23 protein-coding genes, 1 rRNA gene and 1 other RNA gene are annotated in these 22,769 nt (G+C 56.1%); 3 read left to right on the plus strand and 22 right to left on the minus strand.

Annotated elements, in window-relative coordinates; genetic code table 11:
• The 9 genes from mraY to rsmI form a co-directional block, all read right to left on the minus strand.
• Complete coding sequence (gene mraY, locus QPL95_RS13490; RefSeq protein WP_303291506.1) at positions 1–1,086, minus strand: phospho-N-acetylmuramoyl-pentapeptide-transferase; 1,086 nt, start codon at positions 1,084–1,086, stop codon at positions 1–3.
• A complete protein-coding gene (murF, locus tag QPL95_RS13495; protein WP_303291507.1) occupies positions 1,071–2,468 on the minus strand; it encodes a UDP-N-acetylmuramoyl-tripeptide--D-alanyl-D-alanine ligase in 1,398 nt (465 codons plus the stop codon). Before murF ends, mraY begins: the two co-directional genes overlap by 16 nt.
• The gene (locus QPL95_RS13500; RefSeq protein WP_303291508.1) at positions 2,465–3,949 is read right to left on the minus strand and encodes a UDP-N-acetylmuramoyl-L-alanyl-D-glutamate--2,6-diaminopimelate ligase; all 1,485 of its coding nucleotides are present in this window, start codon (positions 3,947–3,949) and stop codon (positions 2,465–2,467) included. The genes murF and QPL95_RS13500 overlap by 4 nt, the downstream gene beginning before the upstream one ends.
• 4 nt (positions 3,950–3,953) lie before the next feature.
• Positions 3,954–5,705, minus strand: a complete 1,752-nt coding sequence (locus tag QPL95_RS13505; protein ID WP_303291509.1) for a penicillin-binding protein 2 — start codon at positions 5,703–5,705, stop codon at positions 3,954–3,956.
• A 15-nt stretch (positions 5,706–5,720) separates the two neighbouring features.
• Positions 5,721–6,125 carry a cell division protein FtsL gene (gene ftsL / locus QPL95_RS13510; RefSeq protein ID WP_303291510.1) on the minus strand — a complete coding sequence of 135 codons (405 nt, stop codon included), beginning with the start codon at positions 6,123–6,125 and terminating at the stop codon, positions 5,721–5,723.
• A 26-nt stretch (positions 6,126–6,151) separates the two neighbouring features.
• Positions 6,152–7,108: a 16S rRNA (cytosine(1402)-N(4))-methyltransferase RsmH gene (gene rsmH, locus QPL95_RS13515; RefSeq protein WP_303291511.1), complete on the minus strand. Its 957-nt coding sequence runs from the start codon at positions 7,106–7,108 to the stop codon at positions 6,152–6,154.
• Positions 7,105–7,557 carry a division/cell wall cluster transcriptional repressor MraZ gene (gene mraZ / locus QPL95_RS13520; RefSeq protein WP_303291512.1) on the minus strand — a complete coding sequence of 151 codons (453 nt, stop codon included), beginning with the start codon at positions 7,555–7,557 and terminating at the stop codon, positions 7,105–7,107. Before mraZ ends, rsmH begins: the two co-directional genes overlap by 4 nt.
• Positions 7,558–7,863: 306 nt before the next feature.
• Positions 7,864–8,214, minus strand: an RNA gene (gene rnpB / locus QPL95_RS13525) — RNase P RNA component class A.
• 40 nt (positions 8,215–8,254) lie between these two features.
• Positions 8,255–9,124 carry a 16S rRNA (cytidine(1402)-2'-O)-methyltransferase gene (gene rsmI, locus QPL95_RS13530; RefSeq protein ID WP_303291513.1) on the minus strand — a complete coding sequence of 290 codons (870 nt, stop codon included), beginning with the start codon at positions 9,122–9,124 and terminating at the stop codon, positions 8,255–8,257.
• Between the two features lie 147 nt (positions 9,125–9,271).
• Here rsmI and QPL95_RS13535 point away from each other — a divergent pair, with 147 nt between their 5' ends.
• The 3 genes from QPL95_RS13535 to QPL95_RS13545 are packed head-to-tail and all read left to right on the plus strand — an operon-like array spanning position 9,272 to position 12,113.
• Entirely contained in the window at positions 9,272–11,134 is a 1,863-nt protein-coding gene (locus QPL95_RS13535) for a penicillin-binding protein activator (protein ID WP_303291514.1), read from the plus strand.
• Positions 11,135–11,146: 12 nt separating this feature from the next.
• Positions 11,147–11,512 (plus strand): YraN family protein, encoded by a 366-nt coding sequence (locus tag QPL95_RS13540; RefSeq protein ID WP_303291515.1) that lies wholly within the window; start codon positions 11,147–11,149, stop codon positions 11,510–11,512.
• A 10-nt stretch (positions 11,513–11,522) separates the two neighbouring features.
• On the plus strand, positions 11,523–12,113 hold the full coding sequence (locus tag QPL95_RS13545) for an SIS domain-containing protein (RefSeq protein WP_303291534.1): 591 nt from the start codon (positions 11,523–11,525) through the stop codon (positions 12,111–12,113).
• A gap of 28 nt (positions 12,114–12,141) precedes the next feature.
• On the opposite strand, the gene QPL95_RS13550 is transcribed toward QPL95_RS13545, so the two are convergent.
• The 13 genes from QPL95_RS13550 to rrf form a co-directional block, all read right to left on the minus strand.
• Entirely contained in the window at positions 12,142–12,567 is a 426-nt protein-coding gene (locus tag QPL95_RS13550) for a ClpXP protease specificity-enhancing factor (protein WP_303291516.1), read from the minus strand.
• Positions 12,568–12,604: 37 nt separating this feature from the next.
• Positions 12,605–13,234 carry a glutathione S-transferase N-terminal domain-containing protein gene (locus tag QPL95_RS13555; protein WP_303291517.1) on the minus strand — a complete coding sequence of 210 codons (630 nt, stop codon included), beginning with the start codon at positions 13,232–13,234 and terminating at the stop codon, positions 12,605–12,607.
• A gap of 106 nt (positions 13,235–13,340) precedes the next feature.
• Positions 13,341–14,096: a cytochrome c1 gene (locus tag QPL95_RS13560; protein ID WP_303291518.1), complete on the minus strand. Its 756-nt coding sequence runs from the start codon at positions 14,094–14,096 to the stop codon at positions 13,341–13,343.
• Positions 14,096–15,328, minus strand: a complete 1,233-nt coding sequence (locus QPL95_RS13565; RefSeq protein ID WP_303291519.1) for a cytochrome bc complex cytochrome b subunit — start codon at positions 15,326–15,328, stop codon at positions 14,096–14,098. The genes QPL95_RS13560 and QPL95_RS13565 overlap by 1 nt, the downstream gene beginning before the upstream one ends.
• Positions 15,328–15,924, minus strand: a complete 597-nt coding sequence (petA, locus tag QPL95_RS13570) for a ubiquinol-cytochrome c reductase iron-sulfur subunit (protein ID WP_303291520.1) — start codon at positions 15,922–15,924, stop codon at positions 15,328–15,330. Before petA ends, QPL95_RS13565 begins: the two co-directional genes overlap by 1 nt.
• 238 nt (positions 15,925–16,162) lie before the next feature.
• On the minus strand, positions 16,163–16,555 hold the full coding sequence (rpsI, locus tag QPL95_RS13575; protein ID WP_303291521.1) for a 30S ribosomal protein S9: 393 nt from the start codon (positions 16,553–16,555) through the stop codon (positions 16,163–16,165).
• 12 nt (positions 16,556–16,567) lie between these two features.
• Complete coding sequence (rplM, locus tag QPL95_RS13580; RefSeq protein ID WP_303291522.1) at positions 16,568–16,996, minus strand: 50S ribosomal protein L13; 429 nt, start codon at positions 16,994–16,996, stop codon at positions 16,568–16,570.
• Between the two features lie 202 nt (positions 16,997–17,198).
• Positions 17,199–17,999 carry a TatD family hydrolase gene (locus tag QPL95_RS13585; protein WP_303291523.1) on the minus strand — a complete coding sequence of 267 codons (801 nt, stop codon included), beginning with the start codon at positions 17,997–17,999 and terminating at the stop codon, positions 17,199–17,201.
• A gap of 23 nt (positions 18,000–18,022) precedes the next feature.
• Positions 18,023–19,603 (minus strand): peptide chain release factor 3, encoded by a 1,581-nt coding sequence (gene prfC / locus QPL95_RS13590; protein WP_303291524.1) that lies wholly within the window; start codon positions 19,601–19,603, stop codon positions 18,023–18,025.
• A gap of 60 nt (positions 19,604–19,663) precedes the next feature.
• On the minus strand, positions 19,664–20,146 hold the full coding sequence (gene rimI / locus QPL95_RS13595; protein ID WP_303291525.1) for a ribosomal protein S18-alanine N-acetyltransferase: 483 nt from the start codon (positions 20,144–20,146) through the stop codon (positions 19,664–19,666).
• Positions 20,146–20,943, minus strand: a complete 798-nt coding sequence (locus QPL95_RS13600; RefSeq protein WP_303291526.1) for a hypothetical protein — start codon at positions 20,941–20,943, stop codon at positions 20,146–20,148. Before QPL95_RS13600 ends, rimI begins: the two co-directional genes overlap by 1 nt.
• A 44-nt stretch (positions 20,944–20,987) precedes the next feature.
• Positions 20,988–22,538, minus strand: coding sequence for a 2-isopropylmalate synthase (locus QPL95_RS13605; protein ID WP_303291527.1), 1,551 nt, complete (start codon positions 22,536–22,538; stop codon positions 20,988–20,990).
• Between the two features lie 136 nt (positions 22,539–22,674).
• A 5S ribosomal RNA gene (rrf, locus tag QPL95_RS13610) occupies positions 22,675–22,769 on the minus strand; the annotation flags it as partial.

Genomic DNA, 22,769 nt, shown 5'->3' on the forward strand with positions numbered 1-22,769 from the left:
CTATCGGATTTTCAGACTGGCGAGGCCAATCAGAACCAGAACCACTGTAATGACCCAGAAGCGCACGATTACCCGTGGCTCAGGCCAACCCTTCAATTCAAAATGATGATGCAGCGGCGCCATCCGGAATATCCGGCGGCCGGTCAGGCGGAACGAGGCCACCTGAAGAATCACCGACACGGTTTCCATCACAAACACACCGCCCATGATGAACAAGACAATTTCCTGCCGGACAATCACCGCCACCACGCCGAGTGCTGCCCCCAGCGCCAGTGCACCCACATCACCCATGAACACCTGGGCCGGATAGGTGTTGAACCACAAAAATCCGAGGCCAGCCCCCACCAGAGCGCAGCAGAATACAATCAACTCACCTGCACCAGGCAGCTGGGGTATCAGCAGGTAGTTCGCAAACTGCGCATGGCCGGACACATAGGCAAAAACCGCCAAAGCGCCCGCAACCATGACGGTCGGCATAATGGCAAGACCATCCAGACCGTCCGTCAAATTGACGGCATTACTGCTGCCGACAATCACGAAGTAGGTCAACAGAATGAACATCACCGGCCCGAGCGTGAGCGACACATCCTTCAGAAACGGCAGGTACAACGAGGTTTCCTGGGGCAGCGACGCTGTGGAATAAAGGATCACCGCCGCCGCCGCGCCAATCAGGGATTGCCAGAAATACTTCCAGCGGCCCGGAAGGCCTCGCGGATTGCGCTCAACAACTTTGCGGTAATCATCAACCCAGCCAATCGCACCAAACAGCAGAGTAACCAGCAACACTGTCCAGACATAACGGTTGCTGAGGTCTGCCCACAGCAGTGTGGAGACCGCAATGGCGACCAGGATCAGCGCACCGCCCATGGTCGGCGTACCCGCTTTGCTGAGATGGGTTTGCGGACCATCGTCGCGAACCGCCTGGCCAATCTGGTACTGGCTGAGCTTTCGGATCATCACCGGGCCAATCAGCAACGAAATCAACAGCGCCGTCAGAACGCCAAGAATGGCGCGCACGGTCAAATACTGAAACACCGTCAGCGCAGAAAAATGTTGAGATAGAACCTCTGTCAGCCAGAGCAGCATGCGTTTGTCACCTTTTTCTGAATTCCCTCCACCACGCGATCCATGGCGGAACTGCGAGAACCTTTCACCAGCACGGTCATCGTGCCAGGCCTGCCATCCAGGATGGCGTTGACGGCCAGCTCATGACTCTGAAATTGTTCGGCACTCGGCCCGAAACCGTCGGTATATCCTTCGCCACCGGAACCAACCACCAGTAAACGGTCAATACCCTTTTGTTTTGCGTGGGCGCCCACTTCCCGATGCAAATCATCAGCGTGTGGACCAAGCTCCGCCATGGCGCCCAGAACCGCGACGCGAACACCCGAATAGCCAGACAAAACATCCAGTGCGGCCTTCATGGACGCCGGATTGGCGTTATAGCTGTCGTCAATCAACGTCAGGCCCTGCGTCGGCGTCAGTACCTGGAGCCGCCCTTTGACGGCCTCAACACGACTCAGCCCCTGCAGCAACTGCTCATCCGTCGCCCCAAGCGACCGACAGGCAGCAATCGCCAGCAACGCATTGGAGACGTTGTGCTCACCGACAAGCGGCACCGAAACGTCACAATGCCAGTCGCCGGGGCCACAAACGTCCATGGTCAGCTTCTGGTCAGCCGCAGTGCGAACCGAGGCCCGGTAATCTGCCTCCGGGTGGTCCTGCCGTGACACACAGACTACCCGGCGCTTTCCAGCGCGCGCGCGCCATTGCTCAAAGGCCGGATCGTCACGATTGAGCACCACCACACCGTCCTCGGCAACACCATCAATAATTTCCCCCTTGGCCGTCACGATATTCTGATAACTGCCAAACCCCTCCAGATGCGCTTGACCCGCGTTGGTCAGAATCGCCACCCGAGGGCGCACAATGGCAACCGTATGAGCAATCTCGCCCAGGCCACTGGCTCCAAGTTCGATAGCACCATATTCGTGCTGTGGCGCCAGCCGGAACATCGTCAACGGAACGCCAATGTGGTTGTTCAGATTACCTTCCGTCGCCAGCGTCGCCCCCATCGTTTCCAGGATGCACGATGTCATCTGGCGCACGGTTGTCTTACCACTGCTCCCGGTAATCGCAACCAGCCGGGCATGGCTTTGATTACGATTACCCGCAGCCAGATTCGCCAGGGCTGCCACCGTGTCTTTGACAACAAGCTGAGGCATGGCCACAGACTCATCAGGGGTGTCGACGACTGCCGCAACGGCTCCCAGGGCCTTGGCCTGCTCAAGGAAGCAGTGGCCGTCAAAACGGTCGCCACGCAGCGCCACGTAGAGCTGGCCCTCTTCCAATTCACGAGTATCGGTAGATACACCGGTGAACTGCAGAGATTCCACATCAACCGGCGTACCCGCCAGGACGGCATCCAGCCAGCGACAAGCTTCCGCTAGCGAGAAGGCGCGCATCATGCCACACCTCCATTAAGGTTCAGGTGGTGGCGGACCTGCTCGGCATCACTGAAAGGCAACTTCTGACCTGCGACTTCCTGCCATGCCTCGTGCCCCTTTCCGGCAACCAGCACCAAATCCTCGGGGCCGGCCAGCGCAACCGCTTCGGCAATAGCGCGGGCCCGGTCGTGCACCACCCGATAGTCATTGCCCCCGGAAAAGCCTGTAACAATGTCAGCCGCTATCCGGGCCGGATCTTCTGAACGAGGGTTGTCATCCGTTACGATGACCAGATCTGCACGCTTCTCGGCTTCAGCGGCCATTTCCGGGCGCTTACCCGGATCGCGATCGCCGCCACACCCGAACACACAAATCAGCCTGCCTTTGGCATGGGGCCGAAGCGCCGCCAGTGCGTTGGCCAAAGCATCCGGCGTGTGGGCGTAGTCCACGACAACGTGCCTGCCGTCAGCAGCGGTAAACCGCTCCAGGCGGCCTGGCGGCGGCGATAACCGTGAACAGGCCTCAACGGCTCGATCCAGAGGCACACCGAGTGTCAGCACCGTCGCCAGAGACGCCAGTACATTGCTGGCGTTGAAACTTCCGAGCAACGGCGCCTGCAATTCAAATTCACCCCACTGGCCATCCACGAGTGCACGGAAACCCGACTCGGTCGGGGTAAATTCCTTTAGCCACAATTCAGTCTGGGCTTCATGCAGGCTATACCGGACCCTGTCACACAGACCCTCAAGTTGCCGGTAAAGCTGACGCCCGAACGGATCATCAAAATTGATCACGGAGAAATGCAGCTCCTCGCGCTGGAACAACCGGGCCTTGGCCTCGCCATAGGCCTCCATGGTGCCGTGATAATCCAGATGGTCACGGGTAAGATTGGTAAAAACCGCCCCGGTCATGGTTAATTTGTCGATGCGGCCCTGATCCAGAGCGTGGGACGACACCTCCATCACCGCTGCCCGGCCACCATCCCGATGAATACGGCTCAACACCCGGTTGACCTGAACCACATCCGGAGTGGTATGAGTCGCTGGCTGCATGCTCCCGGGCATTCCGTACCCGAGGGTGCCCAGAACACCACAAGGTGTTCCGGTTTCTCTCAGCAGCTGCGAGATGTACTGGGTGACCGAGGTCTTGCCATTGGTTCCGGTAACACCAATCACCCGTAAATGGCGGGACGGATGTTCAAAAAACCGCGTGGCTACCCGGCCCAGCTGAGATCGCAAACCCACCACCGGAACGATCAGTGCACCCTGCCTTTCATGGCACTCTTTTGCGTCCACGGACTCCAGCAAAATGGCCGTTGCACCGGCGGCAATCGCCTGATCAACATAATGTTCGGCAGGCGTTTGCGCACCAGCAAGAGCAACAAACGCGTCGCCCGTTCGTACCGAGCGACTGTCCGTCTGCAGGCCATGAATAGTGACATCGAAAACCGACGGCACGTCCACAATCCCCTGCAGCAGAGTGCTGATAGATGTGATGCACATGGCGCTAACCCCTCTCTCCGGATGCCGCACGCGGAGACTTTGCCCCGGTGACTTCCAGCTCAGGCTTCACATTCAGCAGTCGCAATGCATCTCCCATCACCCGGGCAAAGACCGGCGCCGCCACTTCACCGCCGTAATATTCCCCGGATTGAGGCGCATCAACGGCCACAACCGTTACAATTCTCGGATCGTCTACCGGAGCCATTCCAGCAAAAATGGCTTTATACATGCTGTCTTCGTAGCCCTGCGAACCCACCAGGTGAACCGTTCCTGTTTTCCCCCCTGCTGCGTAAAGCGCGGGTTGAGCCCGGCCGCCAGTGCCCCGGGCGACGGCTTCCTTCAACATATTCCGTACGGCAAGAGTGACACCCTCTGACAAAACACGCTGGCCTTCCGGCGGCCGATCCTGCTTCATCAGGCTCACCGGATACCGGATTCCACCATTCGCGATCACCATGTAAGCCTGAGCCAGCTGCAGAGCGTTCACGCTTACCCCATAGCCGTAGGAGAGGGTTGACTCCTCGACCGGCCGCCACTTTGGAGGCGCGGGTAAAACACCAACGGCTTCCCCCGGGAAGCCGATGCCAGTTGCCTGCCCAAGACCCATTCGGGCAAAGAGATTCCTCAACGTATCTCCGCCCAGATCTGTGGCTATCTTGCTGACACCCACGTTGCTTGATTTAACGATGATTTCCGTGAGATCCATAACACCGTAATTTCGATGATCACGAATCGTGAAACGTCCGAATCTGCGGTAGCCCGGCGAGGTATCCACGGTGCTGTTGACCTTGTACTTGCCGGACTCCAGAGCCGCAGCGATAGTCAGCGGTTTCATCGTCGAGCCAGGCTCAAACAAATCGGTAATCGCCTTATTACGCAGATTTTCAGCCGCCAGCTGGGAACGGTCATTCGGGTTGTAGGAACCCTGATTGACCATGGCCAGCACTTCACCCGTGTCCACATCCAGCATGACCAGCGTGCCGCCCCGGGCATTATGTGCATTGACGACAGCCTTGAGCTCCCGGTAAGCAAGGTACTGGAGGCGCAGATCGATACTCAGCTCCAGATCCTTCCCGGGCTTGGCATCGCGAATGAGCATCAAGTCTTTGATCACACGGCCACGATTATCTTTCAGCACCCGCTTCGCACCCGGTTCGCCAGCCAGCCACTGGTTATAGGCCAGCTCAATGCCTTCCTGACCTTTTTCATCGATACTTGTAAAACCAACAACGTGGGCGGTCACTTCGCCTGCCGGGTAGTAACGCCGGTATTCCTGCCGGGCGTAAATACCCCCAACCCCCAACGCAAGCGCATCTCTGGCCAGGGCCGGCTGAACTTTTCTTCGCAGGTAGATAAACTCCCGGCCGGCATAGTCGCGAAGCCGCTGGCGCAAATCACCTTCCGGCATCTCAAGAATTCTCGCCAGCACCGCCAGCTGAGGATCTTCAGGGTCGGTTTCTGATGGGTTGGCCCACACGGTTTGCACCGGCGTACTGACGGCAAGGGGTTCACCATGTCGATCGGTTACAACACCACGGTGGGCATCAATCGATTCCACACGAATGGTGCGGACGTCGCCCTGCTTGCGCAGAAAGTCATTATCCACCACATGAAGATCTGTCAGGCGCCAGCCAATACCCAGCACAACAAGCAGAAAAACGCCCAGCACAGAGCCGAAGCGCCAGGCCTTCAATCCTGCCGACACTCGCTGTACCCAGCTTGTTGTCTGTTTGCTCCGACCGGACAAATTGGCCACCCTGCTGTTGTTTCTTTAATTCGCCGCAACGGGCGTCATCAATGGCACCAGCACAATATCCTGGCGCCCTGGAACCACCATGTTGAATCGCTCAGCCGCCAGTTTTTCAACACGCCCATGGGCACTCAGTGCGCTCTGCTCTAGCAACAACTGGCTCCACTCGCGCTGATAGGCGTCCCGCTGCCCCTGAAGACTGGACAATGTATTGAACAACTCACGATTCTCATGAGCGCTGATCACAACGCCGATCGCAGACATGGTCAGCACCATGACCAGCACCAGAGACACCAGCACACGCGGCTCCCTGGTTGTGTCAAAAACAACTCGCGACACACGAACGGCTGAGGCAACGCCCTCACGCATTCTTTCCTTGTTGAGCCTGACTGTTTTCGTCGGTTGTTCGATTGCTACGGCGCCCATGGCGTCTCGCTCCCTTGGGAATTCACTTAAGTTGCTCGTCTTTCCAGCACCCGCATGACGGCACTGCGGGCCCTGACGTTTTCATCTATCTCGTGTTCGCTGGCTTTACTGGCCTTACCAATCAACCGGAACGACGACTGCATCTGATCAGCAGTCACCGGCACGCCTTTGGGCACCTTTGGCCCCTGAGCCAGATCTCGCATGAAACGCTTTACAAGTCGGTCTTCCAGCGAATGGAAGCTGATCACCACCAGCCGGCCACCAGGGGCAAGCCGATCTGCGGCGACTTTGAGCCCGACCTCCAGATCTTCCAATTCCCGATTGATAAAAATCCGGATAGCCTGAAAGGTCCGGGTGGCCGGGTGCTTGTGCTTTTCTTTCTTTGGCACAGCCTCAGCAACCAGCTCAGCGAGTTGCCGGGTGGTTTCGAGAGGCTCCTCGACCCTGCGCTGCACAACCAGACGAGCGATGCGACGAGAAAACTTCTCTTCGCCATATCGAAAGATGACATCTGCGATTTCCTTCTCGTCCGCATGCGCCAGCCATTGTGCGGCACTCGGCGCCTGCTGCGGATTCATCCGCATATCCAACGGCCCGTCTCGCATGAAGGAGAACCCGCGCGCTGCGTCATCCAGCTGAGGTGAAGAAACCCCAAGATCCATCAACACACCATTCACCACAGGCCACTGCTGAGCGTTTAGCGCATCTGACAACTCGGCAAACGATCCGTGGTACCCGTTAAAACGGTGATCGCTGGCCGCCAACGCCTCTGCGACACGAATAGCTTCCGGATCCTTGTCGATGCCGAGCAGCCGACCATCAGCATTCAACTGCCCCAGGATCAGGCCACTGTGACCGCCACGACCGAAGGTTGCGTCTACGTAACGGCCTGCAGGGTCGTTAACCAGATAGTCAACGGCTTCATCGAGCAGGACTGAGCGGTGCCTGAAACTCTGGTCGGATGCTGTGTCTGATCCGGTCATAGCGAAAGCGCCTCCATTTCCGGCGGCATATCGTCATCACCAGAAGACTCATCCAACCAGGTAAACCAGCGTTCTTCGCTCCAGAGCTCGAACTTCTTACCTTGGCCGATCAGCATCAGTTTCTTTTCCAGGTGCGCGTAATTTCTAAGTGTCGGCGGCACGAGAATTCGACCCGCCGAATCCAGCTCCATCTGCGCAGCGTTACCAAGGATCAGGCGCTGCAAGCGGCGAGCGGCTTTATTCATATTGGGCAGCGCTTCAATTTTAGTGCGCAACGTTTCCCATTCGGGCTCGGGATACAGCAGCAAACAGCGTTCTTCATCAACGTTGGCGGTCAGAACAATACGGCCACCACAAAGCTGCGCAAGCTCTTCGCGCACCTTTGTCGGAATCGCCAGGCGACCCTTCGCGTCCATATTGATGGCATGACTGCCAAAAAAGTTGCTCATTTACGCCGTATCCAAGGCTGTTATTTCCACAAAAAACCACTAGAAACCACTTTTTCCCACTTCCGCACACTATAGAAACACGCAAAAGACAATGCAAGCGCCGCAATCGACACCTCATCGACAAAAGTTCCTTTAATGACAATAGGTTACAAAAGGGAAACGAAAATCACGGTTAAAAAGTCGTAAAGAAAGAGTGGAAAAACAAGTACCTGCAGTTAACTCTGAAGAGCCAGTCTAGGGCTTAAGATTTTTTGGCTATAAACGCCAGATTGTGAGAAGGGCACACATTACGTATCGAAAGGAAAAATGGCGAGCTCGCCGATAAGCCGGGTTCTGTCTTGGACAGTCATTCATCTAGGGCCTGCGTCACCACAGGCCTCAAGCAACCTACCCGAATCCAGCGCGGGCCACGCCAACGGATTCCTATTTGGTCTTGCTCCAGGTGGGGTTTACCATCGCCGTGAACTGTTGCCAGCCACGCGGTGCGCTCTTACCGCACCATTTCAACCTTACCGGCGCCCGAAGGCACGTAGGCGGTATACTTTCTGTTGCACTTTCCGTCGGCTCGCGCCGCCCAGGCGTTACCTGGCACCTTGCCCTGCGGAGCCCGGACTTTCCTCCCCCGGTAAAACCGGCGGCGACTGTCTGGCGAGCTCGGCGCTGACAATACCCCTGCAAAGATCTCCACGCAAGTGCTTTAATCGCTCTTGAGCGCGAGCGCGCGCTGGTAAAGCTCGTTTTTACCCAGCCCGCTCACTTCAGCTACAATCCTGGCCGCCTTTTTTACCGGTAGCTCTTCCACCAGGAGTGCCAGTAACCTATCCGCATCCACTGAAGCCTCTGCTCCCGGCGCATCAGAGCTCCCCCTAATCATCACCACAAACTCCCCCCGGGAGCCATGAGGATCTTCCTGAAGGTTCGTTAACACATCCGCTGCCGCGCCGGCGTAAAACGTTTCGAACGCCTTGGTCAACTCCCGCCCAAGCACACACTCACGATCTGAACCGAACACCGCCACCACATCTTCCATCAAATCCGTAATACGGTGAGGAGACTCATAAAACACCAAGGTCGCCGGCTGAGAACGGAACCCCTCAAGGGCTGACCTGCGACCGACGCGCTTAGCTGGCAGAAACCCTGCAAACAAAAACTGATCCGTGGGCAACCCTGCTGCTGAAAGCGCCGCCACCAGCGCACAGGCCCCAGGAATAGGCGACACCTTGAAGCCAGCCCCGCGCGCTTCTCTGACCACAATATAACCAGGATCTGAAATAAGCGGAGTCCCTGCGTCCGACACCAGAGCCACGATTTGCCCGTTCGACAATGCCTCAAGCACACGGCTGACCCGACCCCGCTCGTTGTGGTCATGCAGCGCCAGCATGGGCTTGCTCAACCCCAGGTGCTGCAGCAGCCTGCCACTGTGACGCGTGTCCTCCGCTGCCACCAGATCCGCTTTCGCCAAAACCTGACGCGCGCGCTCGGATAAATCGTCGAGATTACCGATTGGCGTGGCAACAACATACAGCATGCCGCTGGCATTCACGGATGCACGCTCTGAACTGGACATAGACAAACTCCGGACAATGATTCCTGGACCGCTCGAAATTCCGGCCCCATGACAGGCACGTCATGTGAAATACGCCGGGAGCTGGTAAACTTGCCACCTAATTAGCGGCATCACAAGCCTAATGATCCGGAGACCACCGAGCCTGCCATGATGACACACCGCAACCGATTACCGGCCTTTACTCTGCTAGCCCTGCTGTTTTTGATCACCGGAGGCTGTGCCACCGTCAATCTGGACAGCCACGTCGCCGACACACCCGAGCAGGCCCTGGCACTCGCAGCAGACGAAAACAACCCGGAAGTCGCTCAGCGCTACCTGCTGCGGATGGCGAGCAACTACCAGTCGAATGGCAACCATTTGGCCGCCCGCACGATACTGCGCCACAACCTTTTAAGCGCGACAGCAGGTGAGCTTCAGAACCAGCACCGCTTGCTGGCGATGGTCAGCGCGATCCAACTTGAAGACGGCGACTGGGCACGGGAACTGACAACCCAAAGCACCCCGGAAGACTTTTTGAACTACCCCACCGAGCTGATGACCCGGGCCGCAAACCTTCAGGCAGAAACACTGTCACTGGCAGGCAAACCCCTCGATGCCGCCATGACGCTGATCCTTCTGGGCCAGACGGACAGCGGCACAAACCCGCAAGGAACCCATGACAGCATCTGGAGCCACCTGAAAACCGTCAACGCTAACCGCCTCAAGGAGGCCAGCGACAACGCCATCGGCTTTGAAAACCAGGGGTGGCTCGAATTGGGGCTGACACTCAGAACCGCCGGAGCCAGCCTGGATGACCAGGGCAGACTGATACGCCAATGGCAGAATAACTGGCCCGGACATCCTGCAGCCCAAACACTGCCCACCGAACTGGCCTTGCTGGCAGACCTGTCCGCAACGCGCCCGGAGAACATTGTGCTGGCTTTACCACTACAAGGCCCGCTGGCAAGTGCCGGAAAAGCCATCAGAGACGGTTTTATTGCGGCATACTACAGCGACGACTCCGCAGACCGCTCAAAAACCGACATCCGCATCATTGACACCTCCGGAGACTCGTTCGACAAGCAATACTCCGCCCTGACCTCAACCAAGGCAGACCTGATCGTTGGCCCACTGGAAAAGGAAGGGCTGGCAAAGCTTGCAGCCATGAACACACTTCCGGTTCCGGTACTGGGCCTGAACTACCTGCCGGCTGACAGCAAAGTGCCCGCAGGCCTGTTCCAGTTCGGGCTCTCGGCAGAGGACGAAGCGCGGCAAATTGCCAACCGATTGGCAGCCCGAAATATTAACCGCGTTCTCGCCCTGATACCCCATGGTGAATGGGGCGACCGGGTTACCACAGCGCTCACACGCAAAATGCAGGAAACCGGCACTACAGCGCTGGCCATCGAAAGATTTTTCCCGGAGGACAACCTCCGTTCTGTCACCGCAGACCTCCTCGGCATAACCACATCTCGCCAACGGGCGATTGATGTCGAGCGCACCATAGGACTGAACGTCGAATTCGAGCCACGCCGCCGCCAGGATGCAGAAGGCATCGTAATGGTCGCGGCACCCACGATTGCCCGGCAGTTCAAACCCCTCTTCGCGTTCTATTACGCCGGTGACCTTCCTGTCTACGCCCCCTCCATCGTTTACGAAGGCACCCCCAACCCAACCAGGGACCGGGATCTTGACAACGTCACTTTCACCGACATTCCCTGGGTGCTGGCCGAGCAAAACCCTCTGCGTGAGCAGGCCGAAGAATACCTCAGCGGAACCAGGGGCCAGCTTGGACGCCTGTTCGCCATGGGCGCAGATGCCTGGCAAATCAGCAAGCGACTGCCTTTGCTTCAGCGAGTTGAGGGTGCAGCCATTGACGGCCAGACCGGTAGATTGACCATGACAGCCGAAGGAGCCATTCACCGCGAACAACTCTGGGCAAAGTTCTCCAGCGGCGCTCCCGAGGTTCTGGAGTCATCGCCGGCAGAACAGGCCAGCCCCGACACTGCGGAACCCGAAGCTGAAGAGTGAGGCGCCACTGCCATGGAAGGCACAAGAGCACTTGGCAACTATTACGAAGGGGTCGCGGCTCGTTACCTTGCCAGCCGGGGCGTTGAAATACTTGATCGCAACGTCTACAACCGCGGCGGAGAAATAGACCTTATCGGCCTTGACGAGCAGGTGCTGGTTTTCTTTGAGGTGCGCTACCGTAAAGCCAACAGCCTGGTTGACCCCATCAGCTCTATTACCATGAGCAAACAACAACGCTTGCTGAAAGCCGCTTCTTTTTACCTTCACCGACACAACCTGTGGGATGCGGACGCAAGAATTGACGTCATCGGGATTACGCCGGGAAGTACCAGTAAATACCGGGTACAATGGATTAAAAATGCAATTCAGGCAGGCTAGCACTGGCGATATGACCGATACCGAACAGAAGATTAACTACTGGTTTGCAAACCATATGGAACAGACGGCACAAGCCGCCGTGACTGCAGGGCCCGCGATAGAAGGCGTGGCAGATGCCATCGTAGGCACGCTGTTGCAAGATGGAAAAATCATTGCCTGCGCCAACGGCAATGCGAATGTCCTCGCCCAATACTTCTGTACCGCCTTGTTATCCCGCTTTGACCAGGATCGGCCAGCACTCCCGGCGATCAACCTGGGCGCAGATGCGACCACCTACTCAGCGATCTGCAGGGACAACCGGTTCAACGACACCTTTTCCAGACAGGTCAGGGCTATCGGCAAGCCCGGCGACTTGCTGTTTGTGGTGGTTGATGACGGGCACAAAGCAAACTTGATCCAGGCGATCCAGGCCGCGCATGACCGCGAAATGACCGTTGTCGTTCTGAGTGCCCGTGAGAAATCAGACATCACCTCCCTGATGTTGCCTGAGGATCACGAAGTCGCCCTCAACAACCTTGCCCCACATGAGGCCACTCCCTTGATGCTGGTTATCATCAATGCACTGTGTGATTTGATAGACGGAAAGCTTTTCGGCGGATAACAAAAAAGCCGGCAAGCCGGCTTTTTTGTTACTTCACTACTTTTAGTGTCGGCCTGCCCGAAGGCCGGTCATCTGCTCGACGGGAAGATGTCTTTTCTCCGTCTCCTTCCGGGTCGGGAAATCCTGGCTCACTGCCAAACACCATACCTTCACCGTTCTCTTTCGCATAAATGGCCATCACTGCCTGCAGTGGGATGAACACCTGCATCGGCACGCCACCAAACCGGGCACTGAATTCAAGCGCCCCATTACCAATGACGAGACCACGGACTGCACCCGAACTGATATTCAGAACAATCTGACCATTGGCCACATGCTCTGTGGGCACCTGAACACCCTGCACACCCGCATCAACCACAATGTAAGGCGTACAGTCGTTATCCAGAATCCATTCGTTCAACGCCCTTACAAGGTATGGGCGGCTGGATGTCATGGTGATACCTGAATCAGACACTACAACAACTCCTGCCCCGGAATCCGGGCGTTGACCATCAGCTCCGAATATCTTCTTCCAGGTCGGAAAGGCTCGCTTTGAAGCCTTCGCGGCCGAAGATGCTGTCCATATACTTCACCAGCGGCTTCGCCTGCTTGTCGCCCAGATCTATACCAAGGGCGGGCAGACGCCACAGAATCGGCGCAATGCAGCAGTCAACAATAGTGAACTCTTCTGACAGGAAGAAGGGTGTCTCTGCAAACAGCGGTGCCGTTGCAAGAAGGCTCTCTTTCAACTCTTTGCGAGCTGCGTCAGACGCCTTCCCGGTTGGCTGGGCCAGAATCTGGTCAACAAGGCCACACCAGTCTTTCTGAATCCGGTGCATCATCAGACGGCTGTTTGCACGAGCAACCGGGTACACCGGCAGGAGAGGCGGATGCGGGAATCGCTCATCCAGATACTCCATCATGATATTCGGCTCATACAGAACCAGATCACGGTCTACCAACGTAGGCAGGGCGTTGTACGGATTCAGATCCGCCAATTCTGCCGGAGGGTTATCGGGATCCACATCCACAATATCAACGGTAACCCCTTTCTCAGCCAGCACAATCCGTACACGATGGCTGTAATGACTGGCGGGATCCGAGAAAAACGTCATTGATGACCGTTTGGTCACAACGCCCATATAGCTACCTCACGATTCTAAAAATCGAAACAATCCAGTAAACGCAAAAAACCAGCGGGCCTTAAGGACCCGCTGGAATCAAGGATTCAGGATTATACCCTAAATCTTAATGCACGTCTTTCCAGTACTCGCGGTTGAGCAGGTACGCGAAGACAAAGAAGATGGCCACAAAGATCAGCACGAAGATCCCAAGGCGTTCGCGCTCAACTTTTACCGGGTCACCCATGTAGGACATGAAGTTAGTCAGATCCCACATGGCCTGATCGAACTCGGCGCCCGACATGCTGCCTTCGATTGCATACTCAGGACAAACATCACCGTTGTTGATGTTGCCACTGAGCGGCTCTACGGACGGATCAACGCCAATGTTCGGTTTGACCGCACAGAGGCCCTGAAGATCCACCATCACATGAGGCATGCCAACGAGATCGAATACCACGTTGTTAACACCCAGGGGACGTGTGTCGTCTTTATAGAAACCCCGCAGGTAGGAATAAACCCAAGACTCTCCACGCAGACGAGTCTCCAGGGTCAGGTCAGGTGGCGGAGCACCAAACCAGCCCGCGGCCATATCCTTGTTCATGGAGTTTTTCATCAGCTCACCGATCTTTGCACCGGTGAAAATCAAATTCTCCTCATACAAAGCAGCCGGGATCTCCAGGTCATCAGACACCCGCTTGTAGCGAGCGTATTCCATGGAGTGGCAACCCATGCAGTAGTTGGTGAACAGAGCAGCACCACGCTGCAGGGACTCTTTATTGGTGTGATCCGGGGTCATGTCATCCAGAGGAACCGCGGCACCGGCCGCCAGCCCAAGGGCTGGCAGGAACGCTATGAAAAGACCAAAAATCAGCTTTCTCATTATCCTGTCACCCTCTCTGGCACTGGCTTGGTTTTTTCCATGCGCGTATAGAACGGCATGAGAATAAAGTACAGGAAGTACAGCGCGGTCAGAATCTGAGCCACGGTAGTACGCCCTTCCGTTGCCGGAACGATGCCCAGGTAACCCAGTACAACGAAGCTGATAGCGAAGATCACCAACGCAATTTTGCTCAACCAACCCTTATAGCGGATCGAACGAACAGGGCTTCTGTCCAACCAGGGCAGGACAAACAGAATGGCAATCGCACCACCCATAACGACAACGCCCCAGAACTTCGCATCCAGACCAAACAGGTCGACGGTCACCGCACGCAACATGGCGTAGAACGGTGTGAAGTACCAGACCGGCGCAATATGCGCGGGTGTCTTCAGGTTGTTCGCCGGCTCGAAGTTAGGCTTCTCGAGGAACAAGCCACCCATTTCCGGGAAGAAGAACACGACAATAAAGAAGATAAAGAAGAAAACCGCAACACCCAGCAAGTCATGCACTGAGTAATAAGGATGGAACGGAATGCCGTCTTTCGGAATACCGTTTTCATCTTTGTTCTTCTTGATATCGATACCATCAGGGTTATTGGAGCCCACTTCGTGCAGTGCCAGGATGTGCAGGACAACCAGGGCCAGCAGTACGATCGGCAACGCAACCACGTGCAGCGCGAAGAAGCGGTTCAGTGTGATACCGGAAATCAGGTAATCACCACGAATCCACAGAGACAGATCCTCACCGATCACCGGGATTGCGCCGAACAGGTTTACGATAACCTGGGCACCCCAGTAGGACATCTGACCCCATGGCAGCAGGTAGCCCATGAACGCCTCAGCCATCAGCACCAGATAAATCAGCATGCCGAAGATCCAGATCAGCTCACGAGGTTTCTGATAGGAGCCGTACATCAGGCCACGGAACATGTGGAGGTAAACCACCACAAAGAACGCAGAAGCGCCGGTAGAGTGCAGATAGCGCAGGAGCCACCCCCACTCGACGTCACGCATAATGTACTCCACTGACGCGAACGCACCCTCACCGGAAGGGTTGTAGCTCATGGTCAGCCAAATCCCGGTGACCAGCTGGTTAACCAGAACCAACATCGCCAGAGATCCGAAGAAGTACCAGAAGTTGAAGTTCTTCGGCGCGTAATACTTCGCCAGGTGCTTGTTCCAGGCGTCGACGACTGGAAGACGCTCGTCTACCCAATTAAGAAGTTTCTGCATCACGCTGCCTCCGGATCAAGACCAATGGTCATGGTCGATTCGCTGTCATACCGGTAAGGCGGCACAACGAGGTTCAGAGGCGCTGGCTGCCCGCTAAAGACCCGACCTGACAAATCGAATTTGGAACCGTGACAAGGGCAGAACAGACCACCCAGCCAATCATCGCCGAGGTCAGCCGGCGCCACGTCCGGACGATAGGTCGGCACACATCCAAGGTGCGTACAGATACCCACGAGCACGATAAACTCGGGCTTCAGGGAACGGTATGTTCCTGTAATGTATGCAGGCTGCTGGCTCGATTCAGCGGACTCCGGATCCTTAACTCTCGGCGTCAGCTTCTCAATATTCTCGAGCATTGCCTCACTACGCCGGATAATCCAGACAGGCTTTCCACGCCACTCAACGGTTATTTGTTGACCCGGTTCAATTTTGTCGACATTGACTGTTACCGGTGCACCGGCCGCTTCCGCTTTCGCACTGGGATTCCAGGACGCTACGAAAGGAACAGCTGCACCGACGACGCCGACACCCCCTACCACGGATGTGGCACCGATCAAAAATCGGCGCCGACCTTGGCTCACGTCGCCATTACTCATTATGGTTTTCTCCCATCAGGCGAGGCACAGACGCGGAAAACCCGGAACTGCGCTTCGAAAAGGACTTCACAACCCAAAATTATAAGCGCTGAAATGGTAATGAAATTACCCCTCGCTTACAAGCCGGAAAGGTCTACACCTCGACCTATCCCTGCGCCAGATCAAAAATTCGTGCAGACTTCAGGCACAAAAAAACCCGACCAAAAGATCGGGTTTTTCCATCGGCACAATGTGCTGATTAACGCTTGGAGTACTGCGGACGCTTACGCGCTTTACGCAGACCAACCTTCTTACGCTCAACCTTACGAGCGTCACGGGTAACATAACCCGCTTTGCGCAGGGACGGGCGCAGCGTTTCGTCGTAATCCATCAGGGCGCGAGTCAGACCGTGGCGAATCGCGCCAGCCTGACCACTGATACCACCGCCTTTGACGGTAACCGTAATATCGAAACGATCTTCAGAACCGGCAACCACCAACGGCTGACGAACGATCATTCGAAGAGTCTCACGACCGAAGAACTCTTCGATGGTGCGACCATTGATGGAGATGCTACCGCTTCCCGGCCTGATAAAAACCCGAGCCGTGGATGACTTGCGGCGACCAGTACCGTAATTTTGTGCTACAGACATATTCGCCTTCCGTTAAATGTCGAGTTCTTTGGGCTGCTGGGCTGCGTGCGCATGCTCAGCGCCGGCGTACACTTTCAGCTTCTTGAACATGGCGCGGCCGAGCGGGCCTTTCGGAAGCATGCCTTTGACAGACTTCAGAATGATTTGCTCGGGGGCCTTGTCAACCAGCTTCTCGAAATTGATGGATTTGATTCCACCTGGAAAGCCGGTATGGCTGTAATACATTTTAGCTGATGCCTTTTTGCCGGTAACCTTCACCTGGCTGGCATTAATAACAACGATGTAATCGCCAGTGTCCACGTGAGGGGTATACTCAGGCTTATGCTTGCCCCGCAGACGAAGGGCGATTTCGGTTGACAGACGACCCAGCGTCTTGCCGGCTGCGTCTACAACGTACCAGTCACGTTTTACGGTTTCTGGTTTCGCACTCAGAGTCTTCATTGATTCCGCCTTGAAACGCTAAAAGAAACGTTAAAAACCACCACCGGTACATGCAAGGCATCCGGAGGAGGTTCATACCTGTTTATTGGCAGTGACACTATTCGGGGCTGAGATAGTGACATCGCCTTGAAAAGCCAGGGCGCGAAGTATACTCGAACCACTTCAGAATGCCAACCCTGCCTGTTGGTGTTTCGTTAATCCCCTATCCAGGGGCCGCTCCCGCGGCCAGAACCTCGGGCGCCAGGCCATATAACCGGCCCGCATTACCCAAAAGCACCTCAGCCAAAAGCTCTTCGTTATCACCTCGCAGCTTAGCCAACTGCGCCAGAATAGCCGGAAGATACGTGGGCGAGTTCTCCCCCACGGGGACCCCGGATGGCGCCATGTCGGGCGCGTCTGTTTCCAGCACCAACGCGTCCGCCGGCAACCGGGCAATCGCCTCTCGGGTTTTCCTGGCACGGCCATGGGTTATCACACCACCCACGCCAATATAACAACCAAGATCAATAAACTTTTTTGCCTGCTGGTAGCTGCCAGAAAAACCGTGAATCAAGGCCCGCCCCTGCCAGGACCCGGATCGCAGAGCAGCATACACCTGATCATGAGCCTTCACCGAATGCACCACCAGAGCGAGATTTAACCTGGCAGCAATGCCCACCTGCGCCGAAAACCAGGGCAACTGCTCTGACAAGTCGCCCCGCAACGCATCCAGACCGCACTCACCAACACCAATACAACCTGACGGTCGACCACCAAGCAATGCCTCCAGATCAGCCAGATCCTGAGGGGTATGTTCGGAAATAAACCAGGGGTGTATACCCAAACAATACCAGAGCCCGTTTTCCGGAGCTGACAATGATCTCACCCTGTCCCAATCCGCCCGACGCACACCCGGGATCACCAGCCCGCCCACACCCACGGCCGCGGCGTTTGCCAACTCCCGCTCCCGGACACCATCAAACCGGGGGAAGTCAAAATGACAATGGGCGTCAAACAGCCGCATACTCACCTCAGCCAAATTAAGCTTTAGTGCTCCCGCGTCTTGTGGAACATAATGTCCGGGTAGCGCTCCTGCGCCAGATTCAGGTTAACCATCGTTGGTGCAATATAGGCCAGGCGATCACCCCCATCCAGCGCAATATTCTCCTGGCTCTTACGCTGAAACTCATCCAACTTGCGCGCATCGTCGCAGGTAACCCATCGTGCAGTTGCCACGTTGACCGGCTCGTAGATAGCCTCAACCTTGTACTCACTCTTGAGGCGCGCCACAACCACATCAAACTGCAGAACACCGACCGCACCAACTATGAGGTCATTATTTTTCAGAGGCCTGAAGACCTGCACAGCACCCTCTTCAGAAAGCTGGATCAGGCCTTTTTGCAACTGCTTTGCTTTCAGCGGGTCTTTCAATCGAATCCTGCGGAACAGTTCTGGTGCAAAGTTCGGAATGCCAGTGAACTTCATATCCTCCCCCGCAGTAAAGGTATCGCCAAGCTGAATGGTGCCATGGTTGTGAAGACCGATGATGTCTCCGGCAAAGGCCTGCTCAGCGTGCTCCCGGTCACCGGCCATAAAGGTCAACGCATCCGAAAAACGTACTTCTTTTGCGATACGAACGTGACGGGCCTTCATACCCTGGTTATAGCTGCCTGACACAATGCGCACAAACGCGATGCGATCCCGATGTTGAGGATCCATATTCGCCTGAATCTTGAACACAAATCCCGAGAAACCCTCTTCCGCCGGCTCCACAGTTCTTATGTCGGTTGCCCGGGGCTGGGGAGGCGGAGCCCATTCAATGAGCCCATCAAGCATGTGATCAACACCAAAATTACCCAGTGCGGTTCCGAAGAACACCGGCGTTAACTCACCAGCGAGGAACGCCTCCTGATCAAATTCATGGGAAGCACCCTTGACCAGCTCAATCTCATCACGCAGTTCTGCCGCGTAGCTTCCGAGCGCCTGATCCAACTCCGGATTATCCAGCCCCTTCACTAAACGGGTCTCCTGGATCGTATGGCCCTGACCGGACTGATACAGAATGACTTCATCACGCAGCAGGTGATAGACACCTTTGAAACTTTTTCCCATACCGATCGGCCAGGTGATCGGTGCGCATGCAATTTTCAGAACACCCTCAACTTCATCCATCAGCTCAATCGGGTCACGGGTATCCCTGTCAAGCTTGTTCATGAAGGTCAGAATCGGGGTATCCCGCAGGCGAGTCACCTCCATCAGTTTGATGGTTCGCTCCTCAACACCTTTGGCGCTATCGATCACCATGAGGCAGGAGTCCACAGCCGTCAGTGTCCGATAAGTATCTTCGGAGAAATCTTCATGCCCCGGCGTGTCCAGCAGGTTGACCAACTTGCCGCCGTAGGGAAACTGCATCACCGATGTGGTTACCGAAATTCCGCGCTCTTTCTCCATTTCCATCCAGTCAGATTTTGCATGCTGACCCGACTTTTTACCCTTCACTGTTCCGGCCTTCTGCAACGCCTGCCCGAACAGCAAGACCTTTTCGGTGATGGTGGTTTTACCAGCGTCCGGGTGGGAGATAATCGCAAAGGTGCGGCGCTTGGCCACTTCCCTGGATAGGTTAGACATAGGAACGGCAACCTGAATGGAATGGATGAAAAACGCCGTATTATACGGGTTAGCGGGGGCTCAGGTGAACCGCAGCGCCATCACAATGGCATCTTCCCGACAAATAGCACCCGGGTAGTAGCCTGGCCGCCTGCCAATTTCACTGAAACCCTCACTTTGGTACAGCGCAGCGGCGGCCTTGTTGCTATCCCGGACTTCGAGAATCATACATACCAGCTGCTCACTCGCCGCCGCTGAGGCCGCATGCCTGAGCAACTTTCTGCCGGCACCAAGCCCCCGCAACCCGGGGTGAACGCACAAATTCAGCAGGTGAGCCTCATCAAAAAGATAGCTGACCACCGCATAGCCCAGCAGCCTACCCTCCTGAACCAACCCCCAAAGACGGTAGCTCTCTTTGAAACAGTCCCGAAACACGCCCTCGGTCCACGGATGAGAGTAGCCAAGCCGTTCCAGTTCTAGCACGTCAGGAAGATCATTGAGATCCAGAGGTCGAACCCTGGCTCCCGCCAACCCAACACCCGCAAACACGGAAGTCACATTCATTATTCCGCCATGGATCTGAGCATCTGCCAAAGCTCCCGCTTCAGTGACGGATCCGCAGCAAGCTTTGCGAGGGTGCCCGGGAACACCACGTTCGGTTGCTTTGAAAGCGCGCTTTCAAGCCATGGACCGCCCTCACCCAAGACAATGACGTGCTTATCGGCCACATCCCGAAAGCAAGAACGCAGGACATCAACAAGATGATCGGAGCGGTTAAGGCTTACCTTCAGATTATTGAACAGGGGCCAATGCACAGCGCCCAACACAATGGGGGACCGCTCATTCAGACTGCGTAATATATTGATTGCCAGCGACTCCTGCAGTGACAGACTGCTTTCCTCAGAGATGCTGGCAATGAGCACAACGCCAGATCCTGCCCAGGCTTGCAGGCGTAAACGGGGCACATCAAATACGGTGTCTGCCGGAGCTTCGGCGTGCTCGCCTGAAAGTTCCTGCTCAACCTTCACTATCGCCTCTGCCGCGATATCACGGGCAGGCTCAGGAACCGTTTCCGGCTCCGGAGCTGGCTTCACTCTGGTTTTTTGGGTCGGTTTTTCAACCGCCGACATCAGACTTTGCAGGTGCGCAATTTTATCTCTGCCACGCGTCGCTGTTTCCAGATCGCTCTTTCTCGAAGGAGCGATTTCGGCCATAGCTTTTTGGTGCGCCACGCTGGCAGGCTCAGCCGTGCCGAAATCATAGGCCGGGCTCGGCGCCGCACCGGGCAAAGGCTCCCGGGCATACCACATGGTAATCCCGGCCGCGCCCAGATAGAACTGACGAACTGCTTCAGCCTGCATACCGGAAGGCTCCACTAAACGAACGCCGCTCGAGATGCATCCATTCAGACATCAGCCACCTGTGGGTGCTGCCGAATCCCGCCGGAGGTCACCAGATTCAGCGCTTCGATGTAGGCTTTGACCGAGGCAATAATGATGTCGGTATCCGAACCAACCCCGTTTACGATTCGACCGCCACGCTCAAGCCTGACCGTCACTTCGCCCTGAGCATCGGTACCACTGGTGATGTTGTTCACCGAATACAGCTGCAAATTGCAGCCAGAATCCACAAGAGACTCAATAGCCTTGAACGCAGCATCCACCGGGCCGCTGCCTTCCGCTTCAACGGTGTGTTCTTCCCCATCCACCGTCAGTGTCAACCTGGCACGGGGGACAACGCCGGTTTCAGAACACACCTGCATGCACGCCAGGCCATAACGACCCACTTCTTCTTTCTGCTTGGTATCACTGGCGATGGCCTGCAGATCTTCATCGAAGATCTCATGTTTTAAATCAGCCAGGGCCTTGAAGCGGGTAAACGCCTCATTGAGCTCGGTTTCGGTATCAAACTGGATACCCAGCTCCTGCAAGCGGGTACGGAATGCATTCCGTCCAGAGTGCTTGCCCAGAACCAGGCTGTTTGTATGCCAGCCAACGTCCTGAGCCCTCATGATCTCGTAGGTTTCGCGGTGCTTGAGCACGCCGTCCTGATGAATCCCGGATTCGTGAGCAAACGCATTGGCACCGACAATCGCCTTGTTAGGCTGCACCGGAAAGCCAGTAATGGTTGATACCAGACGGGAAGCCGGAACGATGTGCTGGGCATCTACCCGGGTGTCAATACTAAACAGATCCTGTCGAGTGCGAACCGCCATCACGATTTCTTCAAGCGAGGCATTACCCGCCCGCTCTCCCAGCCCGTTGATGGTGCACTCTACCTGCCTTGCCCCGTTTGTAACGGCCGCCAGGGAGTTAGCCACCGCGAGACCAAGGTCGTTGTGGCAATGCACGGAGAATATGGCTTTGTCAGCGTTAGGCACTCGGTTCAAGAGCTGACGAATGGTCTCGCCAAACTGCTCGGGAATCGCGTAGCCCACGGTGTCAGGAATATTAATGGTGCGGGCACCCGCATCGATCGCGGCTTCGATAATACGACACAGAAAATCCAGCTCTGAGCGGCCAGCGTCTTCACACGAGAATTCAACGTCATCAACGTGGCTCCTCGCACGCTTCACCGCCCTAACAGCCTGTGCCACAACGTCGTCTGGCTCCATTTGAAGCTTGTGCTTCATGTGAATCGGAGACGTGGCAATGAACGTGTGAATGCGCCCCTGAACCGCCGGACGAATCGCTTCCGCAGCCCGGTCGATATCTTTATCCAGGGCACGAGCAAGACTGCAAATGGTTGAGCCCTTAATGGTTTCAGCGATCGCCTTGACAGCCTCAAAGTCACCCTGGCTTGCAATCGCGAAGCCGGCCTCAATCACGTCAACGCGGAGCTTTTCGAGCGCCTTGGCAATGCGAAGCTTTTCATTCTTGTTCATGGTGGCGCCAGGGCTCTGCTCGCCATCCCGGAGGGTAGTATCGAAAATGACCAGGTGATCAGGTGCGGCCATTGGAGGGCTCCCATCAGAAACTTGGATTAGATTAATGGCAGGAGTATATCACTTCTTGGTTTGAGGGAGGTGTCGGAGTCATTCGGCCAATAAAAAACCCCCGACAGCGGAGCTATCGGGGGTTTGGGTATTAGGCGCCTGACGATGACCTACTCTCACATGGGCAACGCCACACTACCATCGGCGCAGGTCTGTTTCACTTCTGAGTTCGAGATGGGATCAGGTGGTTCC

Origin of the sequence: Marinobacter sp. SS5-14b (assembly GCF_030541005.1) — a bacterium.
Taxonomy (GTDB): Bacteria; Pseudomonadota; Gammaproteobacteria; order Pseudomonadales; family Oleiphilaceae; genus Marinobacter.